Source organism: Corynebacterium pygosceleis, assembly GCF_016595275.2.
Lineage (GTDB): Bacteria > Actinomycetota > Actinomycetes > Mycobacteriales > Mycobacteriaceae > Corynebacterium > Corynebacterium pygosceleis.
Genome location: NZ_JAENIQ020000001.1, coordinates 637,316 through 649,767, shown reverse-complemented (window position 1 = coordinate 649,767; position 12,452 = coordinate 637,316). Strand labels below are relative to the sequence as shown.

The window sequence follows — 12,452 nt, the reverse complement described above, 5'->3', positions numbered from 1 at the left end:
ATCTAGCGTCGCACCTCCTGGCGGAGATCAGGTACGGGTGTGGCCGTCGGGCCGGTGGCGCGGACCACGGGGCGACGTGCCGTGTCGGAGATACGGAGCAGCAGCGCCACGAGGATGTAGTTGGCCATCAGTGAGGATCCACCGTGGGAGATGAAGGGGGTCGTCAGTCCGGTCATCGGCATGAGGGCGGAGATACCCGCCGTGACGACGAAGACCTGGATGGCCAGGGTCAGGGACAGTCCCGCGGCGACCAGTTTGCCGTAGGAGTCCCGGACGAGGATCGCGGTCCGCATTCCACGGATGATCAGGATCGCGAACAGGATGAGGACGGCGGTGAGTCCCACGAGCCCGAGTTCCTCACCGATCGCGGCGAGGATGAAGTCGGTGTGGGCGACGGGAACCTCGTCGGGGTAACCCTGTCCGAGTCCGGTCCCCGTGATACCTCCCCAGCTCATACCGAACAGAGCCTGGGACAGCTGGTAGCCGGTGCCGTCGTAGTTCGCCAACGGATCGATGAAGTTGTGCACGCGGGACTGGATCTTCGCGGAGATGGTGTAGACCCCGTACCCGCCGACGGCGACGAGCATGCCGCCGATCAGCAGCCAGGAGGTCCGTCCGGTCGCGAGGTAGAGCATCCCGAGGACCGTGCTGAAGAGCAGGAGCGCGGGTCCGAAGTCATTCTCGCCGGCCATGATGACGAGTGCCACTGCCCAGACCAGGAGAATCGGTCCCAGGTCGCGGAGACGGGGAAAATCGAGTCCGAGGATCCGCGCGCCGGCCACATTCAGCCGGGCCCGTTTGTTCACGAGGAGCTGGGCGAAGAACAGCAGCAGGAGGATCTTCGAGAACTCACCCGGCTGCACGGAGAAGGGGCCGAGGGAGATCCAGATCTTCGCGTCACTGGACCCGGATCCCGGCCACACCATCGGAAGGGCCAGCAGGATCAGACCCAGGATGCCCAGCAGGTACGAGTAGCGGGTGAACACACGGTGATTCCGGATGACCAGGAGCACCGCGATCATCACCACGAGTGCGACCACCGTCCACTGGAGTTGCCCCGGCGCCAGGAACACCTCCGTGACGCTGCCGTCCCGCTGGGTTATCAGCAGTGGGTCGAGGCGGTGGATCATGAGGATCCCCAGGCCGTTGAGGAGCGCGACAACGGGCAGCATGACACAGTCGGCGTAGGGGAGCAGCCAGCAGAGCACCAGGTGCACGGCGAGGAACACCAGAGCGAACTGGGCGACCGGGATCAACGCGGCGGCGGGATCATCGCCGGAGGCCAGTGCGAGGGACGAGCGCGCGACGAGAAGAACCAGGGCCGCCAGGATGAGCAGCCACCGCTCCGTACGCCGCATCCGCAGTCTTTCGGTGACACCCATCTAGGAGTTCACCTCCCTGCAGTTGACCCCCGGGGTACTCAGGTCACCCGGGACATGCCGGGGCGCCGTCGTGGACGTCGACGCAGACTCCGTCGAGTCTCCGTCCCCTTCACCGGTACCGGCTGCATCTTCCCCGGGGGTGTCCTCCGCGTCGGTGTCCTGCCCGGATTCCCGCGTCACGCACACGGGGAGCGCGTCCTCCGCGAGCCGTCGGAGCTGCTGGAGGACCTCGTCATAGGAACCCGGGGGCAGGGAGCCCACGGAGTCACGCCGTGATTCGGGGAGGTCGTTGAGATTGAAGGCACCGCACCCGTCGGTCGTCGTACCGCCGACGACGGTGACCTTGCCGTCGTCGTCGAGGCACACGGTCTGGTAGGTGCTGTGCAGTGGTCGGCCGAGAACGGAGAGGTTGACCCCTCGCTCGATGACGATGTCCCCACCGCGACCGGTGTCTCCGGAGACGGTGGACACGTAGTAGGTGGAGTTCAACTGACCCCATCCCCACCAGCCTCCCCCCGCGAGTGCGGCGACGAGCACGAGAACCGGAATGATCCAACGCAGCCGACGTGTCGTCCCGCCACCGTCGGTGGGGCCATCCACCGCTCCCGCCGATGCCCCGACGGATTGCGGGGAGACGCGACCGGAGGAGGAGATCTCCTGTGGCTGGCGTGCGCTCATCAGGGCGGCCCGTCCGGCGGCGGTGTCCGGGCGGGGTGTCTCGGGGTCGACGGTGTTCAGGGCACCCGCTACCACGGGGGTGACCGGCAGTGCCTTCTCCTCCTCCGGTGAGGAGAGCTTCTCCGTGTCGACGATGTCCGCGACCACGACCGTGACGTTGTCCGGGCCACCGGAACGCAACGCCAGATCGACCAGTCGGCGGGCGGCTTCCGTCGGGGTACCGGTGTGCAGGGTCTCCTCGATGGTGGAGTGCGTGACCGGATCGGACAGGCCATCCGAGCACAGCAGGAAACGGTCCCCGGGGCGGACGTCGATGAAGCGGAGGTGGGGTTCGACCGGTCGGCCGGTGTAGGCCTTCAGGATCAGCGAGCGCTGTGGATGGGTGGAGATGTCCTCGGGATCGAGCTTGCCCTCCTCGACGAGAGACTGGACGAAGGTGTCGTCCGTGGTGATCTGCTCCAGGTTGCCGTCGCGGAGCCGGTATCCGCGTGAATCCCCGACATGGCAGAGGGCGATCCGCCGGCCGGCGAACAACAGCGCGGTGAGCGTCGTTCCCATGCCGTCGGTGTCGGGATTTCTCCTGACCTCGGTGGCGATGGAGCGGTTTCCGTCATCGGCAAGGGATCCGAGCAGCGCGAGTATGTCATTGTCACCGGGGTCCGCATCCAGCGGACGGAGATGATCGATCATCAGCTGAGAGGCGATCTCGCCGGCCGCGTGCCCCCCCATCCCGTCGGCGAGCGCCAGTAGATGAGGCCCGGCGTAGGCGGAATCCTCGTTGTTGCCGCGCACAAGACCACGGTCGGATGCGGTCGCGTAGTTCAGTCTCCAGGTCACGGTACGAGCCTCACGGTGGTGGTCCCCAGGTCAATGTTGGTGTCGGTGCCGACACGTTCGGGTTGTTCGATGGGTGTCCCGGCGACGAAGGTTCCGTTCCGGGACGCGAGATCCTCGATGAACCACTCATCGGAGTGCCGGAACAGGCGTGCGTGCTGTCGCGTCGTGGAATCGTCCCCGACGACGAACGTGCAGTGTGGATCCCGTCCGATGAGGATCTCGTTGAGGCCGGTGAGATCGATCCAGGTGCCCTCCGACGGTCCTCCGACGGCCATCAGTCGACGTGGCGGAGCGGAACGCGTGAGCGGCAGTCCACCTCCGGCACCACGCTCGGAGCGAGCGCCCGGCACACCGGCTGCGGAACGTACGTCGCTGCGGAGTGCCCGGAGCGCCATGAGCACGAAGAACCACAGGAGCACGAGCAGACCCATCCGCAAGGCTAGCAGCACGACAGATTCCATAATCTTCTTCTCCTGGCGGGATGTTGCGACGGTGGACGGTGGACGGTTGTCGAGGGGGAGCGGTGGAACGCGGGCCGGTCAGCCGCCGGTCACCCGGACCTCGATGTAGGAGTGCCCCACTTTAATCACGTCTCCGTCGGCGAGAAGCCAATTGTCGATGTCCGTGTCGTTCACCGTGGTTCCGTTGGTGGAATGCAGGTCAACGAGTACGGCGTCACGGCCGTCCCACATCACTTCGGCGTGGCGGCGGGAGACACCCATGTCGGGCAGGCGGAAATCGACGTCGGTGCCTCGCCCGATGATGTTCGACCCCTCCTGCACCAGGTAGGTCCGGGATGATCCGTCCTGCAGCAGGAGCGTCACCAGCGGAGCATGCTGCACGGGGCCACGTGGTGCGAGATGCTCGGTCGGTGCGGCTGCCCCGGGCACGGGAACGGATGACGGACCGACCGCGGGTGCCGGGGTGTGCCCGACATCGGAGGCCGGGGCATCGGGCTCCGGGTGCGCCGGTACGTCGGCGCGGTCCACGGACTCCGGGGCCCGGGGTTCCGGCTGTCCGGAATCCCCGGTGTCATCCACGTAGCCCGTTCTCTCCCCGGGACTGGGGTCGATCCGGCTCCGGCTGCCCAGCTGGCCCGTCCGCAGCCCGGTGTCCTGTCTCACCTGGACGATCACCGGACCCAGTGTCACGAACCCCTGGTTGCGGCACCACCGGCTCATCCGACCGGCCGCCTCCCGCGGCAGATCGGGATGGGTGGAACGGAGATTGTCGAAGTCCTTCCGGCTGACGGTGACGAGGTAGACGTTCGGGGCCTCGATCCAGTCCCCGTCGCCCCGGGCGAGATTGTCCTCGGCCTGTTGGGTGATGAGATCGTCGACCTCCCCGGGAACGACCTTCCCGCCGAAGACGAAAGCGAAGCCGTTGTCCAGACCGCGTTGGAGCGAACTGTCCAACTTAGCTATCCGGTCCATGACAGACATCGTGTTCCACCTTCCTCCATGTGACGGCCACTCCTGGATCACTGGTCAACCGATGACCGGGGCAGCGGGTGCTGTGCGACGGATCCTGCCGCGTGCCGCGCCGAGACCGGGATGACCGGACATGAGACGGACCTGTCTGCGCAGTGCTCTGGCCCAGTATAGGTGTCCGTCAGGTGTAGACAGTAGGCCGACCTGCTCCGGGATGATGGACCGGGGCCCGGAACCCCTACCGGAAAGTGGATCGTGAACAGGGGGTTTGCCAATGAGGATCAGGCGCGTGCTATATTTCTTGAAGTTGCTGAGCAACCATCACTCGGGCGAGTGGCGGAATGGCAGACGCGCTGGCTTCAGGTGCCAGTGTCCCTTTGGGACGTGGGGGTTCAAGTCCCCCTTCGCCCACTCTTGAGGAGAGGCCCCGGACCATCTGGTCCGGGGCCTCTCCTCATTTCTGTCGTCCGTGGCGGGTTCCGGATGGGATCGGTTCCGTGGTTCAGGCCGGTGTCGCCCATCTTTCGATGGGGGTATTTTCGGGGGTACATTCCGAGGTTCTGTCTTCTGGAGATCCGTAGGGGCCGCATGGAGTCTGTCCGCACATTTTCTTACCCCCGTATACAGCCATCAGGCCTTTTGCAGCTTCAGGGGGTGCGTAACCGGACACAAGGGCCTTTGTACTGGTCTTTTAGCTAACAATGTTCCCACTGTGGGAGCGGAGGTACGGCACACGCACTTTTGATTCCGCGTCGACTTTCCTGTGAGTCCGATGATCCCGCGATCACGTGCGGGCCGGCCTGAGGTGCACAGGTTCTTAGATATTTGGTGAAATTTCTCAGAACATTCCCCGGGAACATTTGAAAAGCCCACGGTGGCGGTTTACAGTGACCGTGTATCCAGTGTCCAAACGGGTCAAGCTTGGCCTTGGAGTTGGCACAGTAAGTCCTACAACCCCTGAAAGGCCCGCAACATGCGTACTTTCCGTCGTGCTGCTCTGGCGAGCGCCACCGCCATCGCCCTGACTCTCGGTGTTTCCACCGTCGCCGTCGCCAACGAGAACGCTGACGACACGCAGCCGAGCACCGCTGCCGTCAACGAGAACAACAACGAGGACGGCACCAAGGAGTCCTCCGACAACGAAACCTCCTCCGAGATCAAGGACAAGGTTGGCTCTTCCGAGGACGAGGAGGGCAACGAGACCTCCTCCAAGGCGAAGGACAAGCTGTCCGAACTCAAGGACAAGCTCGGTTCCTCCGAGGATGAGGCCAAGGACAAGAACTCCCTGGGCTCCTCCGACATCAGCGGCCTGAACTCCAGCGAGATCAGCAAGATGCTCGACGGTGAGAAGCCGGTCAACGGTCGTGACGTCTTCGGTTCCGAGACCGCCGAAGATATCCCGGCCTGGGCCCGCGTCCTCCGTCTGGTCACCGCGACCACCCTGATCGGCAGCTTCTTCGGTCTGGTCGTCTTCCCGGTCTACAACTTCCTGAAGTTCAACAACTGGGTCCGCTAGGACCAACCGAAGAAAACCCTGAAAGGACATAGAAATGCGCAACATCCGTAAGGCTGCCATCGCAGCAACCGCCGCCGTCGCCCTGACCCTCGGTGCCACCACCGCAGTCGCCGAAGAGAGCGACTCCACCACCGTGGTCACCAACCCGGCCGCCACCGACACCGAGAACCCCACCCCGAACGACGGTCCGAACGAAGAGGACATCGATCCGAACTTCGACCCGGCGAACCCGGACGGCACCAAGAACACCGACTCGTTCCTGAATGATCTGTCCTCCCAGGCCGGTGGCTCCTCTGAGTGGGGAGACCGCTTCGACGGCGACGATGTCGTCACCGGTAACGACCTCCTCGGCTCCACCAAGAACTGGGAGAATCAGCCGATGTGGTCCAAGATCTGGTACGGCGTCACCGTCGCCGGTGTCCTGGCTTCCGTTCTCGGGCTGTTCGTCTTCCCGGTGCTGAACCAGCACCTGAACAACAACAACACCTAGGATTCTCCCGGATGTTCGAAGTCTGATCCCGGTCAGATTTCACGAAAGCCCCGCCCAGGCGGGGCTTTCGTCGTACATCGGGGTGTCTCGGTGCACGCCATCCCGGACACGGAGGTGTCTGATGGTTCACCGGACTAGACTTGAACGTGGTGCGCCCGCCGACGCAGGCCACCGGGCGAGAGAGGACGATCATGACACCGGAAGCACCCCTCAGGTCAACGGGTCCGCGAACGTGCAGTGTGGTCGTGCCGGCCGGACATGACACCGGGTTACTCGACCGTTGCCTCGGTGGCCTCGCCCGCCAGACCGACCCCGCCGGTGAGGTCATCGTCGTCACGACCGTGCGGACCTCCGGGATGATGGCCGCGACCATCGCCGGACACGACGTCACCACGATCACCGCAGGAACCGGTGTCCTTCCCACCTGGGCGGGCTTCGATGCAGCGACACACCCCACGATCGTGCGCGTCAATCCGCGTAGCAACCCAGCACCGGATCACCTCTCCAGGGTTTCCCGGGTATGGGAACGGGCACGTCCCCGGACCCCCGGATTCACCGTCGTCGGGGTGAGCGGACCGACCCGATTCGAGATCCCCGGCAGGCGGGGTGACCTCCTGAGCGACAGTTACCGGCGCGCTCACGGTGCCTCGGTGGGGAGGATACTGGGACACCAGCCGTTCTACGGTACGAACTACAGTCTGAGCCGCGACTGGTGGTGGTCCGTACGCAGACTCGTGTGCGCGGCGGGACCCCGGGTGTCCGAGGACGTCCACCTGAGTTTCGCGGTCCGCCCCGGGGAGACCATCTGGTACGACCCCGAACTCCGGGTCGCCGCACGACCTGACCCCGCCCTCCCCGGAAAGGTCCGAGACGGTATCCGCACGCTCACTGTGAATCTGCTCGGTGAACCACCCCATGAACGCCGTTTCGGCCGGATGACCGCAGAGGGCGACGGGTGAAGGCCCCCGGATCGCCACGCCGTGCCGTCGTCATCGGTGCGGGTGTCGCCGGACTGGCGAGTGCCGCGCTCCTCGCACGAGAGGGGCTGGACGTCACCGTCTACGAGACGAATCCGACGACAGGGGGTCGTGCCGGTAGCCTCACCGTGGAGAGCGCCCCGGGATTCAGGTGGGACACGGGGCCCAGCTGGTACCTCATGCCCGACGCCTTCGACCATTTCTTCCGTCTGATGGGCACCACGACGGAAGCGGAACTCGATCTGGTCACCCTGGACCCCGCCTACCGCATCTATCCGGAAGGGTCCGCGCCACTCGATGTTCCGGCTGGTCGGGAGAACACCATCGAGATGTTCGAACGGATCGAACCGGGTGCCGGTGGCGCACTGCGCACCTACCTCGACTCCGCCGCCGACGCCTACCGGATCGCCGTCGACAGATTCCTCTACACGACGTTCTCCGGTCTCCGCGGCTTCACGGACCCGGACGTCCGGACCCGACTCGGCCTCCTCGGTACCCTGCTGACGACCCCGCTCGACGCTTTCGCGGCCCGCCACGTCCGGGATGTCCGACTGCGGCAGATCCTCACCTACCCGTCGGTGTTCCTCGCCTCCCGCCCCGGGAACACACCGGCGCTCTACCACCTGATGAGCCACACGGACCTCACCCAGGGGGTCCGTTACCCGCGCGGTGGTTTCGCCGCCGTCGTCGACGCCGTCGAGCGGGTGGCGCGACGGTCCGGTGTCGACATCGTCACGGGGACACGGGTCACGGGAATCAGCACCGGAACCGTCACGGGGCGGCCCGGCCCGGCGATCCTGGGTCGATTCCGCCGGCCGGTGAGCCGGGCCACCGGTGTGCGGGTACGCCGACCGGACGGCCACATTGAGCGGGTGGCCGCTGATCTCGTCGTCAGTTGCGCCGACCTCCACCACACGGAGAATGCACTGCTGCCCGCCGAACTGCGCAGCTACCCGGAGAAATGGTGGGGAAACCGCAACCCGGGGCCCGGCACGGTGCTTCTCATGCTCGGTGTCCGGGGTGAACTCCCGGAACTGGCGCACCACACGCTGTTGTTCTCCCGTGACTGGGACACGGACTTCGACACCGTCTTCGACGGGGCCCCCTCCGTTGACGGACTTCCCGCCTCCCGCTCGATCTACATATCGAAGCCCTCGGCGACGGACCCCGATGTCGCACCGGAGGGACACGAGAACCTGTTCGTCCTCGTGCCCGTCCCGGCCGACCCCCGGATCGGACACGGTGACGCGTACCGGTCCCACGCCACCGGCCTCGTCGACGACATCGCGGAGGCGACGATCAGACGGATCAGCGAACGGACGGGGATCCCGGATCTCGCCGAACGCGTCGTCGTCCGGAGAACCCTCGGCCCGGCGGACTTCTCCGAGCGGTACAACTCGTGGCGCGGGAACGCCCTCGGCCCCGCACACACCCTGCGCCAGTCCGCCTTCCTGCGTGGCAGCAACGCGAGTGCACTCGTCGGGGGACTCTATTACGCGGGTGCGACGACACTGCCCGGAGTGGGGGTCCCGATGTGTCTGATCTCCGCGGAGAACGTCATCAAACGTGTCCGGGGAGACCGGTCCCCGGGCCCGCTGCGCGAGTGACCCCGGGGCCTACACTGGCGGACATGGATCCCGCCGCGTTGTTCACCGACCTCGCCCACCGCCCCGCACAAGCAGCGGCGGCACTACCCACCCTGGACCTGGACGTGTTGAACGCTCACCCCGGCGGCCACCCGAACTCACCCGCGTGGCTGCTCTGGCACGCCGCCCGTCAGATGGATGTGCAGCTCGCACAGCTCACCGGCGACACCGAGGTGTGGGCCGACGGGTGGCGCGACCGGTTGAACCTCGGCCCGACCGGCGACGGCCTCGGATACGGCGACAGCCCCGAGCAGGCGGAACGGGTGAAATCCGATGATCAGGAGGGACTCACCGGATATCTCGCCGCCGTGTGTTCCGCTGCGGCGCGGTATGCCGGGACCCTGCGGGAGGGGCAGTGGGAGGAGATCATCGACGACTCCCATGATCCGCCCGTCACGCGGGCCACCCGTCTCGTCAGCATCGTCGATGACGCCGCCCAGCACGTCGGCCAGGTGGCCTACGTCGCCGGTATGTCGTCGCTCTGAATGAGGGGGAACACCACGTCGGTGACCCAGGCCTCCGGATCCGGGTCCTGCGCGGGTGAAACCCGGTAGATGTTCATCATCGGTCCGGCCTCCAGACCGTGTTCAACCAGATGTGCGCCGATCTGTGCCGTGACCGTGCCCATACGTTCGTACGGCCCGTGGAGCGTGGCGGTGACGACGTCACGTGCGGGGATCGCCCGGTGGGTCAGTGGCGGATATCCGGCTGAGACGACCCGGCCACCTGAACGAAGATCTCCACGTCGGTCCGCGACTCGCGGAACTCCGCGTCGTGGTACAGGGCCCCGGCGAGACCTCCCGGAACAACGGGTGTCGTACCGTCGGATGTCAGGTCACGAAGGCGTTCCCACAGGTGGTGCTCGTGGTTGTAGTCGGGGAGCACCTCGCGCAGGCTGACGACGTCCACGGCGGGAAACACGGTCCGGGTGACCGGAACCGGATCGGTGTCCAGCCGCAGGTCGAGGGCGGTGAGTGCACTCAACTGCGCTTCCGCGGCCACGATGTCCCGGTGGATCGCACGACGACGTTCCCGGCTCAGAGCGGCGAGCACACCGGTGTCCCGGCCGGACCCGAGGATCGTGCGGATGTCACGGACCGGGAAACCCGCGTCGCGCAGTCGGGCGACCAGCAGCGCCTCCGGGACCTGTCCGGAGGAGTAGAACCGGTACCCGGTGGCGGGATCGGGTGCCGCAGGGGTGAGCACACCGTGTGTCCCGTAGTGGCGGAGCATCCGCACACTGATGCCGGTGAGCTGGGAGAAGACACCTATTCTCAGACCGTGGCAGGGTCAACCCCGGAAAAGGAAAACCCGCCACCGGCGGGCGGTGGCGGGGAAGGGGCGCGGTACGGGGGTCAGCCGACGGCGCCGAGGATACGGCCGTGATTGTCCCGCATGACACGGACCCACGGGGCCCAGGTGTGGAGGCCGTCGCCCTGCTGATGCTCGACGTTGACGCCCTGTGCCCGGGCCTTCGTGACGAAGCTGATGCTGGACAGGTTGATGAGGAACTCACCCAGGATCGCCAGCGGTACATTCGCCGCCGGGGGGAGTCCATCCGCGGGGTGCTTCAGGCCGTTGCCCGAGTAGACGATGGTGTCGACGTTCCGTAGTCCCCCGACATTCGCCACCGGGTCGAGCTTGTTCATGTTGGAGCTGAACGCCGGTGAGGAACCGAACAGCTCCCACACCTGGCCGCCACCGAACGAGGAACCCGCGGAACCGACGGCCGCGATCATCGGGATGTGCGTCGCCGCAGCGGGATCGATGAAACCGGAGAGTGCTATGGCCTGCTTGAACTGGTCGGAGTGCCGGGACGCCAGGGTCAGCGTCGGCAGTGCCCCCATCGAGATACCCGCGATGGAGTTCCGGTGCGGACTCACCCCGAAATGCCGCTGCAACCAGCCGGGCAGTTCAGCGGTGAGGAACGTCTCCCACTGGGCCCACTGAAGCGGCGGTACCTGTCCGATCTCCGAACTGTAGCCCGAGGACAACGGCTGGCCCGCCTGTGCCCAGTCCGCGTAGAACTGGCCCCGGCCGCCGACAGGCATAACGATGGTGACATTGTCGCCGAGGAACTGGTTCATCACGTCGGTGCGCACCCAGTCATTGCTGTCCCGGGGTGCCTCCAGACCGTCAAGCAGATAGAGGCCACCATTTCCGCCGTACGCCGCGGGCTGCACCAGGACGGCCATGTCCCGGCCGTTCGACGGAGAAGGCACCCAGCACTTCTGGATCCAGTGCCCGTGACCGTCCCACTCACAACCGGGCCGCAGCCAGTCGCGGTTTCCCGCCGCGTGCGCCGGGGGCGCGGTGACCGTGAGAATGACCGCCAGAGCGGTGACAACCGCCGCCACCACCGGGAGGAAACGGGAAAAACCGGTGATGTTGCCGGCGGACCGGGTGTGAAGTGCACTCATGGCAACAAACCTAGGCCATCGGGCTCATCAGCGCACCTTTATCACAGGAGAAGCTTCATGGCTGTGGAACTTCCGTGTCTTCTCTCGTGCGACTTGACTTGCTGTCAGGTCCGTATGACTGTCGGGGTTGTCCGACTTCACAGGGAAACCGTCCTGATCGACGTAGCCGGGATGAACCGGGAAGACACACAAACTGAATATTCCCCTGTGGCGACGGGACAATCAATATTCGGGCGCGATGCATGGGACGTGCCGGATGCATGGATCCGGCGGAAGGGGAAAACGGGGTGGGACTACGGAAAGGTATCTGTCCCAGGGTACGTGACGTGAGAAGATCCGGCAGCGGAGGATCGGCAGTTCAGCCCCGGAAACCGGCGGCCGAGACCAGCCGGCACCATGGAATGCGGCAGCCCTCCAGGATCGGGACGGGAGTTGTATTCGGTTGCCCCGTGTGATTCTTAGAGGAAGAGCTGCATTGTGCCGTAGACTCGGCCGTCAGCTGCCGTCGCGAAACCGACACCCACGCGGGTGACATCCGGTAGCAGCATGTTTGCGTTGTGTCCGGGTGAGTTTCGCCACTGGCGGAACGGGGCAGATGCATCTGATGCCGAGTTGTAGTTGTAGAGGACGTTCTCCCAGACATTGTCACCTGAATGGTAGAGGCGGTTTACATCGCGCATGTGTTTCGACCATTCAACAGATCGCCTGGTGAGATTCGCATCAACAATCACCGGTCGGAGTCCGTGTGCGACACGGTGTTCGTTCAGAAGACGAATGGTTTCAGCGGATACACGTGCATTGAGTGCGGACTCGGGGTCATTCGTTGCGGGGCTCGGCGATGGTGCCGGGCCCGGCAGGACCGGAGATATGGCCGGTATGGTGAAATCGGAACTTCCGGACGACAGTGGTGCCGCGGAGGCCGCGGTACCTGCACTGATGCCAATGGCCAGGACGGTGGCCGTGGAAGTGAAAATTCGAAGAATTCGGGTATTCACAGACTCTCTCCTGTGTGTACCGACTTCGGTATGGGGCGGCACACATGGTTGACGGGATTTGGATGGGTGAGGCCAGCGAAC

13 protein-coding genes and 1 tRNA gene are annotated in these 12,452 nt (G+C 65.4%); 6 read left to right on the top strand and 8 right to left on the bottom strand.

Features of this window, described 5'->3' with window-relative positions; genetic code table 11:
* Positions 1 to 2: 2 nt before the first annotated feature.
* The 4 genes from JIM94_RS02830 to JIM94_RS02815 all read right to left on the bottom strand — a co-directional run bounded on the left by JIM94_RS02830 (position 3) and on the right by JIM94_RS02815 (position 4,339).
* Positions 3 to 1,382, bottom strand: coding sequence for an FtsW/RodA/SpoVE family cell cycle protein (locus JIM94_RS02830; RefSeq protein ID WP_200252714.1), 1,380 nt, complete (start codon positions 1,380 to 1,382; stop codon positions 3 to 5).
* Complete coding sequence (locus JIM94_RS02825) at positions 1,383 to 2,897, bottom strand: protein phosphatase 2C domain-containing protein (protein ID WP_200252712.1); 1,515 nt, start codon at positions 2,895 to 2,897, stop codon at positions 1,383 to 1,385.
* Positions 2,894 to 3,346: an FHA domain-containing protein FhaB/FipA gene (locus JIM94_RS02820; protein ID WP_336296533.1), complete on the bottom strand. Its 453-nt coding sequence runs from the start codon at positions 3,344 to 3,346 to the stop codon at positions 2,894 to 2,896. The genes JIM94_RS02825 and JIM94_RS02820 overlap by 4 nt, the downstream gene beginning before the upstream one ends.
* A gap of 90 nt (positions 3,347 to 3,436) precedes the next feature.
* A complete protein-coding gene (locus JIM94_RS02815) occupies positions 3,437 to 4,339 on the bottom strand; it encodes a DUF3662 and FHA domain-containing protein (RefSeq protein WP_200252706.1) in 903 nt (300 codons plus the stop codon).
* 315 nt (positions 4,340 to 4,654) lie between these two features.
* Here JIM94_RS02815 and JIM94_RS02810 point away from each other — a divergent pair.
* From JIM94_RS02810 to JIM94_RS02785, 6 genes are all read left to right on the top strand, one after another.
* Positions 4,655 to 4,738, top strand: a tRNA-Leu gene (locus JIM94_RS02810).
* A 562-nt stretch (positions 4,739 to 5,300) separates the two neighbouring features.
* Positions 5,301 to 5,843 carry a hypothetical protein gene (locus JIM94_RS02805; RefSeq protein WP_200252704.1) on the top strand — a complete coding sequence of 181 codons (543 nt, stop codon included), beginning with the start codon at positions 5,301 to 5,303 and terminating at the stop codon, positions 5,841 to 5,843.
* Between the two features lie 34 nt (positions 5,844 to 5,877).
* Complete coding sequence (locus tag JIM94_RS02800; protein WP_200252702.1) at positions 5,878 to 6,333, top strand: hypothetical protein; 456 nt, start codon at positions 5,878 to 5,880, stop codon at positions 6,331 to 6,333.
* A 245-nt stretch (positions 6,334 to 6,578) separates the two neighbouring features.
* A complete protein-coding gene (locus JIM94_RS02795; protein WP_200252700.1) occupies positions 6,579 to 7,292 on the top strand; it encodes a glycosyl transferase family A in 714 nt (237 codons plus the stop codon).
* A complete protein-coding gene (crtI, locus tag JIM94_RS02790; protein WP_200252698.1) occupies positions 7,289 to 8,917 on the top strand; it encodes a phytoene desaturase family protein in 1,629 nt (542 codons plus the stop codon). Before JIM94_RS02795 ends, crtI begins: the two co-directional genes overlap by 4 nt.
* Positions 8,918 to 8,940: 23 nt before the next feature.
* Entirely contained in the window at positions 8,941 to 9,441 is a 501-nt protein-coding gene (locus tag JIM94_RS02785; protein ID WP_200252695.1) for a DinB family protein, read from the top strand.
* Here JIM94_RS02785 and JIM94_RS02780 read toward each other — a convergent pair.
* The 4 genes from JIM94_RS02780 to JIM94_RS11450 form a co-directional block, all read right to left on the bottom strand.
* Positions 9,414 to 9,584: a GyrI-like domain-containing protein gene (locus JIM94_RS02780; RefSeq protein ID WP_200252693.1), complete on the bottom strand. Its 171-nt coding sequence runs from the start codon at positions 9,582 to 9,584 to the stop codon at positions 9,414 to 9,416. The two genes, JIM94_RS02785 and JIM94_RS02780, sit on opposite strands and share 28 nt — an antisense overlap.
* Before the next feature lie 62 nt (positions 9,585 to 9,646).
* Entirely contained in the window at positions 9,647 to 10,228 is a 582-nt protein-coding gene (locus JIM94_RS02775; RefSeq protein WP_336296535.1) for a MerR family transcriptional regulator, read from the bottom strand.
* An 83-nt stretch (positions 10,229 to 10,311) separates the two neighbouring features.
* Positions 10,312 to 11,376 carry an alpha/beta hydrolase gene (locus JIM94_RS02770; RefSeq protein WP_200252689.1) on the bottom strand — a complete coding sequence of 355 codons (1,065 nt, stop codon included), beginning with the start codon at positions 11,374 to 11,376 and terminating at the stop codon, positions 10,312 to 10,314.
* Positions 11,377 to 11,834: 458 nt separating this feature from the next.
* Complete coding sequence (locus JIM94_RS11450) at positions 11,835 to 12,371, bottom strand: CAP domain-containing protein (RefSeq protein ID WP_200252687.1); 537 nt, start codon at positions 12,369 to 12,371, stop codon at positions 11,835 to 11,837.
* Between the last annotated feature and the right edge of the window lie 81 nt (positions 12,372 to 12,452).

Bases quoted from the DNA above. Each gene is read 5' to 3' on its own strand.
- JIM94_RS02830 (WP_200252714.1), bottom strand. From the start codon at position 1,382: ATGGGTGTCACCGAAAGACTGCGGATGCGGCGTACGGAGCGGTGGCTG.
- JIM94_RS02815 (WP_200252706.1), bottom strand. From the start codon at position 4,339: ATGTCTGTCATGGACCGGATAGCTAAGTTGGACAGTTCGCTCCAACGC.
- JIM94_RS02805 (WP_200252704.1), top strand. From the start codon at position 5,301: ATGCGTACTTTCCGTCGTGCTGCTCTGGCGAGCGCCACCGCCATCGCC.
- JIM94_RS02800 (WP_200252702.1), top strand. From the start codon at position 5,878: ATGCGCAACATCCGTAAGGCTGCCATCGCAGCAACCGCCGCCGTCGCC.
- JIM94_RS02785 (WP_200252695.1), top strand. From the start codon at position 8,941: ATGGATCCCGCCGCGTTGTTCACCGACCTCGCCCACCGCCCCGCACAA.
- JIM94_RS02780 (WP_200252693.1), bottom strand. From the start codon at position 9,584: ATGGGCACGGTCACGGCACAGATCGGCGCACATCTGGTTGAACACGGT.
- JIM94_RS02770 (WP_200252689.1), bottom strand. From the start codon at position 11,376: ATGAGTGCACTTCACACCCGGTCCGCCGGCAACATCACCGGTTTTTCC.